We start from the raw sequence: 16,789 nt of genomic DNA on the forward strand, positions 1-16,789 counted from the left end.
CCTTCTGATGACCGCTGCGCAGCGTCGGCGGAAGCCGCGCGATGCGAAGGGCGCGCGGGCGGGATAGGAAAATTTCCTCGGCCGACGAGGTTGTTGAACGATGCGAGTGCTCCTGGTCGAGGACGACAGGATGATCGGCGCCGCAGTGGTGGAGGCGCTGAAGGACGCCGCTTACGCCATTGACTGGGTTCAGGATGGCGAACTGGCCATGGCAGCGATCCGTAGCGAGACCTACGAAATCGCGCTTCTAGACCTTGGTTTGCCCCTTATCGACGGTCTCGACGTGCTGAAACACATTCGCTCGAGCGGTCGCTTGCCCGTGATCATCCTCACCGCGCGCGACGCATTGACCGACCGTATCCGGGGTCTCGATCTCGGGGCGGACGATTACCTCGTCAAGCCTTTCGAGGTCGGCGAGCTGCTGGCGCGCATGCGTGCCGTGATGAGACGCGAGGGCAGCGGCGCTTCGCCGATACTCGGCAACAGCAAGCTCCAACTGGATCCGGCGACCCGCGAAGCGTCGTTCTTCGGAGAGAAGAGCGTGCTCAGCGCCCGTGAGTTCGCACTGCTTCAGGCCCTACTCGCGCGCCCCGGCACGATCCTGTCCCGGAGCGAGCTCGAACGCCACATCTACGGCTGGAGCGAAGAGGTTGAAAGCAACGCCGTGGAATTTCTAATCCATGCCGTCCGCAAGAAGCTCGGCGCCACGGCGATCAGGAATGTCAGGGGCGTCGGATGGATGGTGGACCGGCCGTCATGATCAGATCGCTGCGCGGACGCCTCTTCACCGGCCTTACCGCGATCATCGTGCTCACGGGCGCTGCCGGCGGCACATTGGCATACCTGTGGGCCTACAACGAAGCCATCGAAATGCAGGATTCGGTCCTGACCCAGATCGGAACGTTCGCGATGAATGCATCGACCAGGCAGAGTCAGCCCGTCGGAGGCGTCGACGCCGAGTCGGAAGTGGTCCTGCTCGAGCTTGGCCCGATCCCGCGCGGGTCGGCGGATGATCGCAGGCTTTGGGGCCTGCATGATGGCCTTAACAATGACGTACGCCAGGGCCGGCCGGCCCGCGTGCTGCTCCGAACGCGCCCGGACGGCAGCCGGTTCGCCGTGGCGCAAGGGGACGAGATCCGTTCGGAAATCGCCGGCGATATGGCGATCCGGACCTTGCTGCCGATCGCCGCGCTGGTCCCCTGCCTGCTGCTGGTCACGGCGCTGGTAATCGGTCGATCCTTCCGCCCTGTGGTTCGCCTGGCCGAAGAGTTGGACGTCCGCAGGGCCGACGACCTGCGCATGCTGCCGGCGGAGAGCGCACCCAGCGAGCTGCAGCCATTCTTGGGCTCGATCAACGGCCTGCTCGAACGAATCCGGGCCATGATGGAGCAGCAGCGGCGGTTCGTGGCGGACGCCGCCCACGAACTTCGCACACCAATCACGGCTCTTAGTCTGCAGGCTGAAAATCTTGACCCTCTCGACTTGCCGCCGGCGGCGCGGGACCGGCTCGAAGCTCTGAAAAGCGGGATGCGCCGGACCCGACATCTGCTCGATCAACTTCTGGCATTGGCACGGCAAGATCTCGCCTATTCGGAGGTCAAGGAGACGGTCCACCTGGACCAGATTGCGAAGACAGTCGTCGCGGATCTCCTGGCGGAAGCTTCCGCGCGCAACGTCGATCTCGGCTTCACCGTGGCAGAGCCTGTTTCCGTGAGCGCCGATCCGGTTGCCATGGTCTCCGTCGTCCGCAACCTCGTCGAAAACGCGGTGAGATACACTCCGGATGGAGGGCGGGTGGATGTGGGCGTCTATCGCGAAGCCGGACGGGCCGTCCTGCAGATCGACGATACCGGACCCGGCGTTCCACCGCAGGACATCGAGCGCATAGTCGAGCCGTTCTATCGGGGACGCAGGCCGTCCGGTGATGGATCCGGGCTTGGTCTATCGATCGTGAGGCGCATCATCCATAGGTACGATGGGTCGATCGAGTTCGAAAATCTGACCGCCCATAGGACAGGCCTTCGCGTGGTTGTAAGGTTGCAAGCATCAGATTGAAGGAATCACGCCTCTCGAACAGGAGGTGGCGATGTCGTCCATATCGACTTGGACGATTTCTGTGCGTCACCGAGCCGGCGAGAAATCTGGAGCCTGCCCGGGAAGCCAGTTGGACTCAGAGTTCGGCCGAGCGGGGGGTGATCGTCGCTGCGATGACGCCTTGGAAGTCCCAGGCCGTGCCGCTTTGAGACATTGCCGTACTAACCCGGACGAAGAAGGACGGCGGCAGATCTGGCAGATGGGGCAGTCTACGGCGCTGTCCTGGATGCCATTCTTACGGAGTGATTAGAAGAGACTGCCGATTGAAGCGCCACCGACTCGGGCGCAGCGTCCCGAAATGCTTCGAAATCGGCTGAGATCGACCGCTCGGTAGACCACATAGGTGGTACAACAGCGGTGGTCACAAACTTCGACCGGACTTTCCGGGAATCCTTGTTTTTCGGCGGTTTTCGCGCAATCGGGGTATGGGGGATGGGAGTCCCACGCTCTCCGCCATGCATCATTGTTTCTGTTGAACTATTTTCCATTTACCCGGACCGACCCTCGGCTGCACCCCCGGGGTGGACCCTTGGCAGTACGCTTTCCGAAGCTTGTAACGTTAACCACCTTGAACGTCTGATGCGCGGCCGCTCAGCAGCGCTTGACTCTGAGTTCTTGGTTCGTTCTATTCGGGCAGCACCCCAGGTTTGCTCATGCCCACACTCGAATATCTCCGCTCGGAAATCGAGCGCATGCGCTCGCAGGTCAGCCGCCAGCGCAAGGAAATCCTCCAGCTTCAACGGGCTGGGATATCGACCGCCTCGGCTGCGACCCTGCTTCAGCGGATGCTGAGCAAGGTTGACGACCTCTGCGCCGAGCGAGACCGGCAGGCGCGGGCAGCAAAGGAAAGCCCGACCAATGCGTCCGGCAAGCCGATAAGGGGCACTCCGGCAAACCGAAGGATGTAATGGATAACCTTCGGCGGTTTCCGGCGCCGTGGGTGATGGTAGAGGAGGAGCAATGTTTCCGCGTGAAGGACGCGAACCCTTCTCCGTCTTCTCTGTGCCCCACCGCGAAGACCTTCACCGGCGCCCGTACCAATACGCCGAGCAATTCCTTACCCGCGGATCGCGAGGCAATCTCACGGCTGCCGGAGCTTTTGAAGAGGCCGCAGTACTGAGGGCGTTGCTGTATCGCACCGCGTTCCCTAACCGTTCGGTGGCCGTTCTAGTTTACGTTGAAAATACAACCTGGAATCTCAATTGCGGTTGTATGTGAGAACGCCTGGGAACCCGCATGAGCCTCGCGGTTGGAGAGTCCTAAGTAAGGTAGGTAGACTGCCCCGCCGTCGGCTCCCAACACCGGCGGCGGGGCTTTTTGTGAGTTGCGTTCGTGGCAAAGCGTACCAGAGCACCGGCCAAGAAGTCGCGAGCTTCCATGCCGGGCTTTATCAGCCCCCAGCTTGCGACCCTGAAGATGAAAGCCCCTTCGGGGGCTCAGTGGATTCACGAAGTCAAATACGACGGCTACCGCATCCAGCTCCACCTCGACGGCGAGGACCGCAAGGCCTTCACCCGCAACGGCCATAACTGGATCGACCGGTTCTCGGTCATTGCAGGCGCCTTCGACATTCCGGGTCAGGCTATCGTGGACGGGGAAGTGGTCGTCATCCACGAAGAGCGCACCAACTTCTCCGAACTTCAGGCCGACCTCGGTAGAGGTGACCAGGACCGCCTCGTTTTCTTCGCCTTCGACCTCCTGTGGTTGGACGGCGTAGACCTCCGCAAACATGCGCAGCTTGCCCGCAAGGAGCTGCTGAAGCAGTTGATCGAGGAGAACGGGCTCGAAGCCCCCATCTTCTACAGCGAGCACCATGAGGGTGACGGTCAGGCGTTGTTCGAGGCCGCGAGCAAGCTGAACTACGAAGGCATGGTCTCCAAGCGGGTTGATGCGCCGTACCGGTCGGATCGGGTCGAGGCCTGGCAGAAGATCAAGACGGTGCAGCGCGAGAAATTCCCTGTTGTTGGTTTCGTCAAGGACCCGTCCGGCGTCGCCGCGCTCTACCTCGGCAAGCAGGAGGGGAAGGAGCTGCGCTATATTGGCAAGGTCGGCACGGGCTGGAGCCGGATGAAATCGGCGGAGATCCGCAAGGCGCTCGATACCGTCGTCAGCCCGAGGCAGAAGCTGACCAAGCCCGTCAAGAAACCGAAGGCCACCTGGGTCGAGCCGAAGTTCTACGCCGACGTCGAATATCGCGACATCACCTCTGAAGGTCTGCTTCGCGCCAGTTCGTTCAAAGGGTTGTCCAAGAAATAGCTCATGTACATTCGACGCGCTCTGCATGCGGGGTAATGATACCTCCGCCTGAGCGATGAAGATGCGGTGGCCTTGAAGCGCCGACGCTCCAAGCAGACGGGCTATGTTGAAGCCTCTCGCCATTGCTGCGCACCTAACGCAGATTAAGCGATTAGCGCGGAGGCGCCAGCTTCATGCGCAGCGGTAGGAACGGGGCGCAGCAGGTCAATTTTTCAAGCATATGCAACCTCCCCAGACTAGGCCTCCGCCCCTCCCGGAGGCCTTCCTTTTGGGACCACACAGTTCTTACGGGCGTTTTCTTCGCCAGTGGGTGGAGTACCGGCATGCCGGATCGCGTAACCCGAGCGGTAAAAGAAGCTCAAGCCATCCTGGCTCGCTGCCGAGCCTGGGCCGAGGGACAGCGAAAAGACGATCAATGACGTGCTGGCCGTTCTCGACGATGAGCGGCTTGTAAAGGCGATGGAGGAGGAAGATGAGCGACAATCTCACGAAACGGGACCAGCGCGTCACATGGCTTTCAGCCAGCCATTCAACAGGAGAGCGGGGCGGATAGTGACCGGCCCATTTCGTGTATCGACCGCTACTGCGCATGCCAACACTCGAAGCGGCATCGTAGGTCCTTCGCAAATTATCGATTCCCAGTAGGTCCGGGCGGGCGCGAACTACCGCTTGTCGTAGGTGGGGAAAAGTCGCTCGAAAGGTCCGCCGGCGCTGGCAGGTGCTCGCCTGAACGACAGGCCCAAATGACGCCGCCGGGCACGCAATACCTTGTCCCGGCGGCTTGATATCCGTCCAGCGCGGACGGGATCAGTAAAAATCCCGGATGCTCATGAGTATGGGCGTGGAGGGTGAAGGTTCGGGGTGGCCCACATACGAAGGCCGCAGCGGGAGGTTAAATCGCTGCGGCCCTGCGCATGGTCAAACAAGCCGGGTAAAATGAACTAAGTGAAATATGCAGCCAGCCCCGGTCATAAAATTTTGCGTCAACCTCTTCTAAGTTGCAAGCGAAATTCGCCGGAACCGAATTGCGGCCATCGTGCATTGTGTTCCGGGACTGGAACGCGGGGGGGCTCGGGCCGGCGGTTCACGCGACGCTGGCGGGCCTTCGGGTTAGAGGCAAGCTACAACAAAGTCGGCGGTTTCGGGGGGCCCCTAGTTCAAGGCGGCCGATCCTTCACGGTGGCCGCAGATACGATACGGCCTCAGCTCCGGGGGCAATGGGAGAAGCTGAGGCCGTTTATGCTTGTTTTGACCTTGGAGGCGTCATCGAGATAATTCAGCAACGTGGGGATTGTTCCTTCCGTCAATGCAGCTCCAGCAGGACCTGTCCGGCCGGCCGAGCCGGGAGCCGCCCGTGAGAAGTGGTCGGCTGCGCTTCGTGAACCGCCATCCTGCTCTGTGTTAATGACGACTTCCCGCCCGCGGGTGCATTCTCATCTCAGGGGAGTGATTCGGATGCTGGGGGTAATCCTGATGCTGCTTGTCGCCGGCGCTGGGGCCGTTCTGGTAATCGCGCTATGGGGCATCTACCGCCGAGCATAGAGTCCCTTAGGCATCCGGGGGCGCAGCGCGCTTCCCTGTTTGCCAAGGACCTAAGTTCGTTCCGGTTCGGGAACCGAAGTTGCCTACTCTCGTTCTGGAGTCGTTGTTAACCGCCTGAGGAGAGCCATACGGAGCGCCGCAGCGTGAGGCAGACCAACTCTCGTCTCAACTGACTTTTGCAACAGAATCGGCCAAAAGGCGACGCACGGATAGGATCGTTCCGGTCGATCATTGCCAAGCTGGGCAGCAAGGCGAACCGGCGACCCGCCTACATTTGGCCTAGCTCTAGGCGCCTGTTGGGAGGAACCAGAGAAGGAGGTTCTCCGTGCGCAAAACAAGAATCCTCTCGCTCCTGATTTTGTGCACCGTTGCTCCCGCGTTTGCACAACGTGCTCCGGAGCCTGACGTATTACCCACTGAGAAGGTGATAAAATCCTTCGAGAAAGCAAAGGTCAGTCTCGCTGAGGCGATAAGTATCGCAGCGAAGAAACACAAGGATGCGAAAGTCGTCGATGTAAGCTTTGACAGCGAGGCGGGTCAGCTGGCCTATAAGGTAAAGACCTATCAGGACAACAACGTGTGGGAAGGCGCGGTCGACGCTTGGACGGGAGAAATAATCGGTGAGGGGATGACCACACCGGTATCCAAGCTTGACGAAGAGGATAAGCTGGAATTGGCTGGCCTGCTGAAAGCTTCAGTCGATCTTTCCAAGGCAACTGCCGTGGCGGAGGAAAAAGGCTCCGGAAAAGCCATCAACGCCGGGCTTGAGGAGATAAACGGCCGGATAGTTTACGAGGTTACGATCGTAAATAGGGGCGGAACGACTAAGTTTGTTGTTGACCCCACGACCGGCCAAATCAAATGAGTCATCGTAAGCATTGATTCTGGAGTCTATTTAACGAACGCTATTCGTAAACGTGAATGATGCGGCGCGTTCGGAGCGAAAGATTACGGGTCGGTCACTGGACAGTATATTGATGGCCACCTCAAACTTGCGAATGCTTAATGCCTCCTTCAGTCCAGTGAGCGGACCTTGTCAGCTAAGAGCAGAAGTCGCGCTCTTGACCCTTAGGACGTTTCGCGGGACGGCGCGGAAGCTATGCCCTTGTAAACCTGACTGGCTATCCGATCCTGCTCTGCGGCTCGCATCTCTCGCGCCGTCTTCAATGCCCGCCGAAGGAATGGGTCTTCAGTCTCTTTGGACAGTGTAATAAGCTTGCAACAATTCGGGCAGTTAACCTGCAATCCATCTCGGACTCGGTTGATCTTCTCCCGAAAAACACGGGTGCAGCCCGGGCACCTAACCTTGACTTTGTCGTCCATCGGCCGGATAGCCTCGATCAGGGTGAGGCGCCGCCACCCTGAGAATGTGGCGGGGCTCATTTCTGGGCCGCAGAAAGTCAGCGGATAACGAAAACATTACGTGCTGCGGGTTAAGAAAAGGGGTGCCAAACGCTTCGACATTTCTTGATGTTTTAGCTTGGGCGCCCATGGCTTCTTAAGGACGGACCGCGCGTCTTTGTGGGGTCAGCGCCACGTCTCGGAACGCCTTCACGAGCGATCCTTCCAGCTTTCCATCCATCCCGCACAGGGTCTTGTAGGCATCCTGCCGGGACATTGGCGGCCGGTACGGCCTCGACTAGATGAGCGCGGCGATCCGGAAGGTTTGCGCGAAGTTCGTTGCCCTATGCCGGCAAATGGGCCTGTTGCAGACCCCAAGCGTCGCCATCGACGGCAGCAAGTTCAAGGCGGTGAACAACTGCGACCGCAACTTCACGCATGCCAAGATGGCGAGGCGGATGGCGCAGATCGAGGAAAGCGTCGGTCGATATCTACGTCAACTCGATAGTGCCGACCGCCAGCAGCCATCGGAAGCGATCAGCATCAAGATGACGAGGATCAAGGAAAAGATCGCTCGGCTGAAGCAGGAGATGAGCCGCCTGGAAGTGCTTGATGCGCAGATGCGCAACGCACCGGATCAACAGATATCGCTCACCGATCCGGATGCCCGTTCGATGGCCACCAGTGGACGCGGATCGGGCGTCGTCGGCTACAATGTCCAGGTCGCGGTGGACACCGAACACCATCTGGTCGTTACGCACGAGGTCGTAAACGTCGGCAACGACCGTGGGCAGCTTGCTCGGATGTCGAAGCAAGCCAAAGAGGTGCTCGAAGCGGACAAACTCGAGGCAGTCGCCGACCGTGGCTACTTCGATGGAGAAGAGATATTGGCCTGCGAACAGGCTGGCGTTGCAGTCACCTTTCCCAAGCCCATGACGTCGAACGCCAAGGCGGAGGGCCGGTTCGGCAAACAGGACTTCGCCTACCTGCCCGATGAGGACGTCTACCGCTGCCCATCCGGCCAGCTGCTGCCCTATCACTACACCAACATCGAGCACGGAATGACGCTGCGCCGTTACTGGTCGACAGCAGCGTGCCAGGGCTGCGCGATCAAGAGCCAATGCACGCCGTCAAAGGAGCGCCGCATAACGCGCTGGGAGCATGAGTATGTGATCGAGGAGGTCCAGAGACGGCTCGATTCCAATCCCGATGCCATGCGGACGCGGCGCGAGACGGTCGAGCATCCCTTCGGCACGATCAAGACCCTCAGCGGACATCACTTCTGCTGCGTCCGAACTCGTTTTCCTTCGAGATTCTACACTTGCGACTTGCCGGGAGCTCGCGGATCCGCTGGCATCTCTGATTGTCAGCGAACTTTGGCGCTTCGAAGGAGCCAATGCGGAACCCCGAGGTACGAATTCACTCCGAGTTCTTCGGGGCAAGGGAACGGACGTGGTGGCTTGGATGAGGCGCTGCAGGGATCAGAAGCTAACCACAGGATCAGGATCATGAAGAACGTTATGCTGTCTTGGACATTTTGGGCTCTGCTTTCTGCAGCATTCGCCGCTCTCACAGCAGTTTTTGCCAAGATCGGTATCGAGAATGTAAATTCTGATTTCGCGACGTTCATTCGGACAATCGTCATCTTGATGACTGCAGCACTGATCGTCGTCGCCACTGGCAACTGGCAGCAACCTACTACTGTATCAGCCAAGACCTGGATTTTCTTGGTGCTGTCCGGACTAGCAACCGGGGCGTCCTGGATTTGCTATTTTCGCGCACTGAAGATTGGGGACGCCGCCCGTGTCGCGCCTATCGACAAGCTTAGTGTTGTGTTCGTTGCGGTCTTTGCAGTACTCTTCCTTGGTGAAAAGCTATCGGTCCTCAATTGGCTGGGGATTATCCTTATAGCGACTGGAGCGGTACTAGTCGCATATAGTGGGTAGCCGAATGACTGCAGCTGACTCCGCCGCAGTGAGGCCGCTAAAAAAATCTCGGCCGCAACAAACTCGCTGAAGACTTGCTCTCGCACAGAGGATGACGGGCGGGTTCTTCGACGTCATCCCCGGCCTCAGTGTTTGCCATGGCCGTGACCATTGCCATGACCGTTGTTGTCATTTCCTCCACTGTTGCCGTTGCCGTTGCCGTTATTGCCCTTGCCGTTCCCGGTTGCGCTCTTGCCGTCCTTGCCGTCCTTCCCATCATTGCCTTTCCCATTCCCCTTATTGTCCTCAGTGTTTCCTCTGGTAGAACCATCGTTGGACGCGCCTGCGGTCGTAACGGCTGCCGGCGTGCTCGCAGCTGACGTGCTCGTGCTTGCGACAGCCCCGCTGCTTGTCGTGCCTGCAGCCTGCCCAGCGCTATTGGATGTAGTCGAGCTGGTTTTGCCCTCATTCCAGACCGTATCAATCCGGGATTGAGGCGCACCTCTCGCCGTGCCGAGCGCTTCCCCTCCTCGCGCCAGCCCGTGCGTGGCCTTGTGGACGTTCAACTTGACCTCGCCGAGCGGATTCGAGATGCGCGCGACGCCAGCCTTGGGCGCGTGACCGCTGGCCGCCTGTTGCGATTGCTTCAGTGCGCCGGCGGCCCTGGTGCCCTTGTCGGTCGGACCGAGCGCGTGGACCGCATGGCCGCTCGCGGCATTGCGCGGGGCCGACAGGCCCGATTTCGGCACGGGGACGCGCTCGATGCTCGAGGCGCGCGGCTTGCCGTGCTCAATCGGATTGAACGTTCCGGAGCCGCTCAGGGAGAGGCCGGGCTTGCCATGCTCGAAGACGGTGGCGGCCTGCCCCGGCAGGACCTGGGCGATCTGCCCGGTCTTGAAGTCGGAGACCTCGACCTGGCCGCGAAGCACGCCCACCTTGGTGCTGCCCGCATTCACGGTGACGCTGAACTGGGTACCCTTGACCACGGCGGCAAGATAGGGCGTCTCGACCTCGAAATGCTTGACGTTGCGTTTCTCGACCTCGAGCAGGATCGAACCTGCCTGCTGGATGATGGTGGTCGAGAGACCCTGCTTGGTCTCGGTCGGCAAGCCGACCACCGAGTTGGGAGAGATCAGGATCGTTTCCTCGCCGCGGACGAGCAGGACGCGGCCATTACGTCCGGTGCGAATGGTGTCGCCGGGCTTGAGTGCCTCCTGCTGATTCAACGACACCTGCTGCGCGCCGCGGGTGGCGACCCAGACCTCGCCGGTGGCCTTTCCGACCGACCAGACGCCGTCGTCTGCGGCGGACGCGCCGGAAGCCGTTCCCAGGATCAGCGCAGCCGCGAAGGCGCACCGCATTCGAATTTTGCTCAGCATGACGGTCCTCAGTCCACGATAGTCAGTCCTGAGGGGTACCCAAAATTACTCAACATAGACTTAGCGAGAAGCAGAGCAGAAACATCGCGTTAACGATCCATTGACTACCGCCCGCCCGCATAAGCTTTTCTTCGCCCTGAAGGCCATAATGCCGAACGTTAGCGGCTGTGCAAAGGTGGACCGCAATCACGGCAGCCCAAGGAATGCGTTACAGGTTGGGCAGTCGTCCACGCGCAGGCCGCAGCGTCAGATAGCAGGTACTTTAATACGCCACGGAGCGCCGTTCAGTTGAATAATAACAGCCTCTCGTATGTCACGGTTTGGCATATAAAGGAATCTTAACAACTTGAGCGCGTAATACGTTTGATTTGACGTGACGATATTTAAATGAATTTGGGCCAGCCAATGAGGGCAATTTCTGCGGCCGATCTCATTACCGAGTTGGATGCCACCATCGCGAGGTGCTCATCCGAACGTTGTGCGCGCATGCTCTGGCGCACCACCGAGCTGCTCGTCGACGGTAATAACCGATTGCAAGCGCCGCAGGTCGGCCTGCTTGACGACGTTCTAATTCGCTTAGCCCGGCGGATTACGCCGGGGACCCTCGCCGAGCTCAGCACGACGCTCGCGGAGCTGGGTACTGCGCCGATGAAGACCGTGCGACGTCTCGCCTCGTGCGGCGATCCGGCGATCGCAGTCCCGATCCTTATGAAATCTCCCGCCCTGTCGCCGGCTGATCTCGTGGCGATCGCGACGTCCGGCAGCGAGGATCATCTTCTCGCCATCGCTGGCCGGCGCAGGATCGAAAGCCCGGTGACTGAGGCAATATTGCAGCGCGGCAGCAGCAAGACTTGTCTGGCCGTCATCGGCAATCCGGGCGCTGAATTCTCAGGCGCGGCCTATGCCAACTTGATCCGTAGGGCTGTGGAGGACGACGAGATCACGAAAGCGCTGACGCTGAGGCCTGACACCCCGGATATGGTGGTTCGCGAGCTGCTGTCGGCATCGCCCCGGCCGGCGAATAAGACTTCCAACGCAAACGCGTCCTCGCAAGTATTAACGACAGCGAAGCGACCTTACGACACTGAGTACGCCGCTGCGAGGCCGGAGATCATATCGCTCAATCGGAGCGGAAAGCTGAGCGACTCGACTGTCAATCGGTTCGCGATCCGGCGTGAGACAGCCAACCTGTTCACGGCGTTGTCGGTGCTGTCGGGAGCACCGATTGAGGCCATCGAGCAGGTTATGGCAGAGTCCGGTTACGAAGGCCCGGTTATGGCGTGCCGGGCATCGCGCTTGAACTGGCAGACCACGCTGGCGGTCCTCAACACTCGCGGCGCGGGGCTTTCACTAGGCGAACGCGCACGAGCACAGGTGCTGTTCGAAACGCTTCATCTCTCGACCAGCCAATGGTCCGTTCGTTGGGGAGAAATCTCCGCGGGCGCCCGCGGTCGCACTGCAAGACCGGCAGGAAAATAATGAAATTCGACGGTCGCAAGGCCCCTCGGGTGCGCATGGACAACAGACAGCCCGTGAACCTGATGGGCTCCGACGGCACTTGGCGGCGAAGCTGCATCTTGCTGGATATCTCGAACACCGGCGCCAAGATCGAAGTCGAAGGGTCGCTCGATGTTCTCTCGGCCAAGGAGTTCTTCATGCTGCTGTCGTCGACGGGACTGGCCTATCGACGCTGCGAGCTGGTCTGGATCGACGGAACCACGGCTGGCGTCCATTTTATCCAAGCAAATGGCAAGAAGGCCCAAATGACAGCGAGCGACAGGCGCGCGCATAAACCAAGTTGAGCCGAGCAGTCTCATCGAAGTGAGCCAATCAACTTGCACCACCGACGAGGCCCATTCAGCCCGGCACCCGACGAACGAAGGCACCAGTCATGCTCGTGCACGTATTGGCCGACACTTCTGAGAAGCTCTTCGGGCTCTGCTCGATTTTTGGCGGCCAGTTCACCGTTGCCGGCGAGCGGCTCGATGTGGAAGCAAGGCTTCCGCATGATGCTGCTGCGGTCGTCGTTCGTGCCGACCTGAGGGCGGTCGAAAACATTGTCGCGCTAAAAAAGAGAGCTGCGCGCTTCTCCAAAGCAAAGAAGCGCATCTTCCTCGTCGAGCAAACCTCCCACTTTTGCATCTCGCAAGCTTATGCGCTGGGCGCAACGTTGGTTTTGCCTGGCAAGATCGAGGCAGCCAAGCTCCTGGCCGCTTTGGTAGATCCAGCCGCCCACGGAACTGGGTCGACGAGCGGCATCTCGCAGTCTGACAATGCGGTTGAGGCCGCAGCAACCGCCATCGCCTCGATGTTCACCTCGATCACCCTCGGGGAGCGAGTCGACGTCGCCGGTCCCAAAGAGGCCGGCCGCAAGATCACCAACCGGATTTCCGAGCATGGGCTATCCGAATGGCTGGCCACCGTGCGGCGCCATCACGAGGGAACGTTCCAGCACTGCCTGCTCGTGACCGGCGTCGCCGTCGATTTCGGCCTCAGTCTCGGTTTTCGTAAAAGTGACCTTGAACGGCTCTCCACCGCTGCCATGTTCCACGACATAGGCAAAGCGAGGGTGCCCTTGGCGATCCTGGACAAGCCAGGACGCCTCGACGGCGAGGAGCGAGCGTTGGTCGAAACCCACCCGGCGGCGGGTTACGATGTGCTGAAAGGGCACGGGGACATCTCACCCGAAGTCCTCGATGCGGTCCGGCACCACCACGAATATCTCGACGGCAGCGGCTATCCTGACCGCCTCTGCGCCGAGAACATCACCGACATCGTTCGCATTCTCACCATTTCGGATATCTTTGCGGCGCTGATCGAACACCGGCCCTACAAGCTGACCATGCCGCGCGCGGCAGCGTACGAGATTCTCTGCGGCATGAGGGGAAAGCTGGACAGGGCGCTAGTCGTCTCTTTCAAGGATGTCGCGCTTACCAGATGAATTCTGCACGAACCATGCAGGAATATTCCACGCCTCCACTCAAGGCGTGATCGGAGGCGGTCTCATTTCCATGCACTTCGGCTTCTGGCCCGACTCGGACCTCCGGCCATATGGCGTTTTGCGTCGCTACTTAGGGCATAGCAGACTTCAAGCGCGCCTTGACTGGCAGCACTCGACCTATGAGTAGACGGCCTACCCGAGCTCTGAGTGACACTCCGGGCACGCATCCCCGATCGAATCCAGCACGTCACAGACCTCGGCAACCGCCTCAGCGGCACAACGAACGCCGCACAATGATCCGCACGGACTCGAACCTGGGAACGGACAGTGTGAGCGGCTGGTCCTAACCAATCAGAGCTTGCCAAGAGCATACTAGTAAACTCGACGCTGAGGCCGGTAGCACCAACCCTAGGCAACGACCAGCATCTGCCTCGTACGATGCGACCCGGCCGCGCAGCAAAATGGGTGATTTTGGGGCGGGCGTCTCGAAGGATGCGCCGCAAGGACGACGGCGCCCGCCAGGTTCACGCTGCCGTGCTGCGCGGGCTCTCCGCTGTTTCCTTGTCCGTCTCCTTGTCGCGAGACAGCCATGCTGGAAAGCGAAGCAGGCGTTCGTTGCCGTCTTTCGGCAGCACGATGGCAGCTTCATTGGACGAACTCGGGAGGTCCAGCGCTACGTGGCCGACTCGCACCGCATCCGCGCGCTGATCCAGTTCGCGCAGCAGGGGATCGAGCACACTGTCGATTTCGGTCGCCACCGACACCAGGAAACTATTGAGCTCGCGAGCCTCGGGCACAACTGCAGCAGCCGACTCGATCGCCTTGGAGAGACCATCCACGACGGGTGCAAACGCGCCGGCGGCTTGCCTGATTCGGGATTTTATCGCTTCGATTTCGCCCAAAACGCGATCACGCTCCCGCCTGGTCTTCTCCTCCGAAAGGCGGGCTTCAATTTCGGCGATCTGGGCCGTCAGGGTCGTGGCTTCGGATGCGAGTGCATCGCGTCTTCCGCGCGCGCGATCAAGATCGCGGCTGAGATTGTCCACTAAATCGTCCTTTCCGAACATGGCTTTGCTCCGTAGGACAGCCGTTTTGGTCTGTAGGACGGCCTTGGCGCGAACCGCCAGCCGGTTGAGCGACCGAAAGGCTGGATCGGCCGAAACAGGCATCAACTTCGGTCGCGTCACATGGGCCGACATGGTGATCCCCCACCCGTCCACATTAGCCGACCGCATGGTTAACAAGTGGTTAATGTCAACAGATGATACACGGGGCAGCATGCCGGCGACGCCGCCTTCGTCTCCTCGCTGCCATCCATTTCCGCTATAATCGCTGCGGTAGCATCACCCGGAGGCGCATCCCGAGCACGCACCGAGACCCGAGCCCAAATACCTCGTCATCTGCTGTGACGGCACCGGCACGAGAGCTCCGAAAACATCTCCAACGTCCTCAAGCTCTATCGCTGCCAGCGCAAGACGGACGGGACGGCGCCGCGGCTGATGGTGTCTTGCGATCCCGGGGTCGGCACGGTGACGGCACTCGTAAACCGCGCCGCTCGCGCGTTAACCGTCCATTAACCAACGCGGCCTAGCCTGCGGTAATCGTCCAGCCATCATTAGCTCGAAATGCCTTCCCGGTTCGCTCCAGGAGAAGCGCCGATGTGCGTCGAGTTGTTGACCTATGCCGATCTGGGTGCCCGCGTCCATATCTCCCGAGAGGCCGCGCGTTCGCTTGCGAGACGCCGACGGTTGCCGCGCTCGCGGTCGGAGGACGGCAAGGCCCTGTTGAGCGTTGATGTCCCCGAGCTCCGGTGCACACCCCGCCCAAGACGCGGCCGCCGGGTAGACCCGATCGATGCCTTCCTGACACAGATCGAAGCAGTTAAGATCGAGGCATTCAAGGCGGAGGTCGCGCGGCTCAAGGCCGTCGCAACCGCCTACAGGGCAGTGTTCGAGCGCGAGCGCGCCGATCGCCTCGCCGTCGAGCTGACGCAGGCGGCCGCCGAGACGACGGCCGCCAATGCGTGGGCGGCACTACTGGAAGACGAAGTGGCGGTTCTGCGGAACGGTCGCCATGCCGGCGGCGCGATCGCGGGACAAGCCGCGCGTCGACCGGGACATCTGGCCGCTGCGATCGTGGAAGAAGACCGCGACTCGCAGGTAGCACTCGATCCTCATCTCCATCCCCGGCTTGCCGGAGCAATCACGAGGGAAGAATGACTGGCACCACCAATATCCACGAAATGAAGGCCCGCATCGTCGTGTTTGGGGTCGGCGGCGCCGGCGGCAATGCGGTCAACAACATGATCACTGCCGGGCTGCAAGGAGTCGAGTTCGTGGTCGCCAATACCGACGCGCAGGCGCTGGCCATGTCGAAGGCGAGGCGCCTCATCCAGCTCGGCACAAAGGTGACCGCAGGCCTCGGCGCCGGCTCGCAGCCGGAATTGGGGCGCGCCGCAGCCGAAGAGGCGATCGATACGATCCGCGATCAATTGACTGGCGCACACATGGTGTTCGTGACGGCCGGCATGGGCGGCGGCACCGGCACCGGGGCTGCCCCCATCGTCGCTAGGATCGCGCGCGAGCTCGGCATTCTCACGATCGGCGTGGTCACCAAGCCATTTTACTTCGAGGGCCAGCGCCGCATGCGCTTTGCCGAAGCCGGCATCGAGGAGTTGCTGAAGACGGTCGACACCCTGCTGATCATCCCGAACCAGAATCTGTTCCGGGTGGCCAGCGAGAAGACCACGTTCGCCGATGCCTTTGCCCTTGCCGACCAGGTGCTTTATTCCGGCGTAGCCTGCATCAGCGACCTCATCGTCAAGGAAGGCCTGATTAATCTCGATTTTGCCGACGTCCTCTCCGTCATGAAGGAGAAGGGCAAGGCCATGATGGGACGGGGCGAGGCCTCCGGCGAGAAGCGCGTGCTTGCCGCTGCTGTGGCCGCGATTTCCAATCCATTGATCGAGAATCCCTCGATCAAGCGCGCCAGTGGCCTCATCATCTCTATCACCGGCGGCAAGGATCTAATGCTGTACGAAGTCGACGAAGCTGCGACCCGCATTCGCGACGAGGCCGACCCGGACGCCAACATTATCGTCGGCGCGTCGTTTGACGACAGCCTCGACGGTATCGTCCGCGTCTCGGTGGTGGCGACCGGAATCGATAATCTCGACCCGGCGTCTCAGGCGCAACCGGTGGAAACCGCCATCGCCCAGCTCGCGGGCAGGCTGCGTGCGGATTCCGATCGATGTCGCCCAGGATTCCGAGATGATCTCGCCCACCATTCCGATTTGAAGTCGCCCACCCGTT

The 16,789-nt window shown here is 60.6% G+C and carries 14 protein-coding genes and 2 pseudogenes; 13 read left to right on the forward strand and 3 right to left on the reverse strand.

All coding sequences use genetic code 11. From position 1 onward, the window contains the following. Nucleotides 1-100 precede the first annotated feature (100 nt). From AC0L23_RS30680 to AC0L23_RS30700, 5 genes are all read left to right on the forward strand, one after another. Entirely contained in the window at nt 101-760 is a 660-nt protein-coding gene (locus AC0L23_RS30680; RefSeq protein WP_473357703.1) for a response regulator transcription factor, read from the forward strand. Continuing rightward, on the forward strand, nt 757-2,055 hold the full coding sequence (locus AC0L23_RS30685) for an ATP-binding protein (RefSeq protein ID WP_473357704.1): 1,299 nt from the start codon (nt 757-759) through the stop codon (nt 2,053-2,055). Before AC0L23_RS30680 ends, AC0L23_RS30685 begins: the two co-directional genes overlap by 4 nt. Before the next feature lie 692 nt (nt 2,056-2,747). Next, nucleotides 2,748-3,002, forward strand: coding sequence for a hypothetical protein (locus AC0L23_RS30690; protein ID WP_473357705.1), 255 nt, complete (start codon nt 2,748-2,750; stop codon nt 3,000-3,002). Nucleotides 3,003-3,426: 424 nt separating this feature from the next. Further along, entirely contained in the window at nt 3,427-4,350 is a 924-nt protein-coding gene (gene ligD, locus AC0L23_RS30695; protein WP_473357706.1) for a non-homologous end-joining DNA ligase, read from the forward strand. Nucleotides 4,351-6,217: 1,867 nt separating this feature from the next. Then, nucleotides 6,218-6,757 carry a PepSY domain-containing protein gene (locus AC0L23_RS30700; protein WP_473357707.1) on the forward strand — a complete coding sequence of 180 codons (540 nt, stop codon included), beginning with the start codon at nt 6,218-6,220 and terminating at the stop codon, nt 6,755-6,757. Between the two features lie 203 nt (nt 6,758-6,960). On the opposite strand, the gene AC0L23_RS30705 is transcribed toward AC0L23_RS30700, so the two are convergent. Next, complete coding sequence (locus tag AC0L23_RS30705) at nt 6,961-7,275, reverse strand: hypothetical protein (protein WP_473357708.1); 315 nt, start codon at nt 7,273-7,275, stop codon at nt 6,961-6,963. 269 nt (nt 7,276-7,544) lie between these two features. Here AC0L23_RS30705 and AC0L23_RS30710 point away from each other — a divergent pair. Next, nucleotides 7,545-8,528, forward strand: a pseudogene (locus tag AC0L23_RS30710) (transposase); the annotation flags it as partial. A 213-nt stretch (nt 8,529-8,741) separates the two neighbouring features. Then, entirely contained in the window at nt 8,742-9,179 is a 438-nt protein-coding gene (locus tag AC0L23_RS30715) for an EamA family transporter (RefSeq protein ID WP_473357716.1), read from the forward strand. Between the two features lie 125 nt (nt 9,180-9,304). Here AC0L23_RS30715 and AC0L23_RS30720 read toward each other — a convergent pair whose 3' ends face one another. Further along, entirely contained in the window at nt 9,305-10,537 is a 1,233-nt protein-coding gene (locus tag AC0L23_RS30720; protein ID WP_473357709.1) for a FecR family protein, read from the reverse strand. 405 nt (nt 10,538-10,942) lie between these two features. On the opposite strand from AC0L23_RS30720, the gene AC0L23_RS30725 reads away from it, so the two are divergent. The 3 genes from AC0L23_RS30725 (at nt 10,943) to AC0L23_RS30735 (ending at nt 13,478) form a co-directional block, all read left to right on the forward strand. Continuing rightward, complete coding sequence (locus AC0L23_RS30725; protein ID WP_473357717.1) at nt 10,943-12,016, forward strand: DUF2336 domain-containing protein; 1,074 nt, start codon at nt 10,943-10,945, stop codon at nt 12,014-12,016. Next, nucleotides 12,016-12,339 (forward strand): PilZ domain-containing protein, encoded by a 324-nt coding sequence (locus tag AC0L23_RS30730; protein WP_473357710.1) that lies wholly within the window; start codon nt 12,016-12,018, stop codon nt 12,337-12,339. Before AC0L23_RS30725 ends, AC0L23_RS30730 begins: the two co-directional genes overlap by 1 nt. An 89-nt stretch (nt 12,340-12,428) precedes the next feature. Then, nucleotides 12,429-13,478 carry an HD-GYP domain-containing protein gene (locus tag AC0L23_RS30735; RefSeq protein ID WP_473357711.1) on the forward strand — a complete coding sequence of 350 codons (1,050 nt, stop codon included), beginning with the start codon at nt 12,429-12,431 and terminating at the stop codon, nt 13,476-13,478. Nucleotides 13,479-14,002: 524 nt separating this feature from the next. Here AC0L23_RS30735 and AC0L23_RS30740 read toward each other — a convergent pair. Next, entirely contained in the window at nt 14,003-14,677 is a 675-nt protein-coding gene (locus tag AC0L23_RS30740) for a hypothetical protein (protein ID WP_473357712.1), read from the reverse strand. 199 nt (nt 14,678-14,876) lie between these two features. Between AC0L23_RS30740 and AC0L23_RS30745 the strand changes: the two are divergent. The 3 genes and pseudogenes from AC0L23_RS30745 to ftsZ form a co-directional block, all read left to right on the forward strand. Then, nucleotides 14,877-15,013 (forward strand): annotated as a pseudogene (locus tag AC0L23_RS30745) (phospholipase effector Tle1 domain-containing protein); the annotation flags it as partial. Between the two features lie 123 nt (nt 15,014-15,136). After that, entirely contained in the window at nt 15,137-15,697 is a 561-nt protein-coding gene (locus AC0L23_RS30750) for a hypothetical protein (protein ID WP_473357713.1), read from the forward strand. Next, nucleotides 15,694-16,789 (forward strand): cell division protein FtsZ (gene ftsZ, locus AC0L23_RS30755; RefSeq protein WP_473357714.1); only part of this gene is annotated, 1,096 nt, incomplete at its 3' end. The genes AC0L23_RS30750 and ftsZ, both read left to right, overlap by 4 nt.

It is taken from the genome of Bradyrhizobium sp. MI1.4 (genome assembly GCF_055811315.1).

What these genes read in the sequence shown, in the direction of transcription:
- AC0L23_RS30680 (WP_473357703.1), top strand. Translation starts at nt 101, where the DNA reads ATGCGAGTGCTCCTGGTCGAGGACGACAGGATGATCGGCGCCGCAGTG.
- AC0L23_RS30685 (WP_473357704.1), top strand. Translation starts at nt 757, where the DNA reads ATGATCAGATCGCTGCGCGGACGCCTCTTCACCGGCCTTACCGCGATC.
- AC0L23_RS30690 (WP_473357705.1), top strand. Translation starts at nt 2,748, where the DNA reads ATGCCCACACTCGAATATCTCCGCTCGGAAATCGAGCGCATGCGCTCG.
- AC0L23_RS30705 (WP_473357708.1), bottom strand. Translation starts at nt 7,275, where the DNA reads ATGAGCCCCGCCACATTCTCAGGGTGGCGGCGCCTCACCCTGATCGAG.
- AC0L23_RS30715 (WP_473357716.1), top strand. Translation starts at nt 8,742, where the DNA reads ATGAAGAACGTTATGCTGTCTTGGACATTTTGGGCTCTGCTTTCTGCA.
- AC0L23_RS30720 (WP_473357709.1), bottom strand. Translation starts at nt 10,537, where the DNA reads ATGCTGAGCAAAATTCGAATGCGGTGCGCCTTCGCGGCTGCGCTGATC.
- AC0L23_RS30725 (WP_473357717.1), top strand. Translation starts at nt 10,943, where the DNA reads ATGAGGGCAATTTCTGCGGCCGATCTCATTACCGAGTTGGATGCCACC.
- AC0L23_RS30730 (WP_473357710.1), top strand. Translation starts at nt 12,016, where the DNA reads ATGAAATTCGACGGTCGCAAGGCCCCTCGGGTGCGCATGGACAACAGA.
- AC0L23_RS30735 (WP_473357711.1), top strand. Translation starts at nt 12,429, where the DNA reads ATGCTCGTGCACGTATTGGCCGACACTTCTGAGAAGCTCTTCGGGCTC.
- AC0L23_RS30740 (WP_473357712.1), bottom strand. Translation starts at nt 14,677, where the DNA reads ATGTCGGCCCATGTGACGCGACCGAAGTTGATGCCTGTTTCGGCCGAT.
- AC0L23_RS30750 (WP_473357713.1), top strand. Translation starts at nt 15,137, where the DNA reads ATGTGCGTCGAGTTGTTGACCTATGCCGATCTGGGTGCCCGCGTCCAT.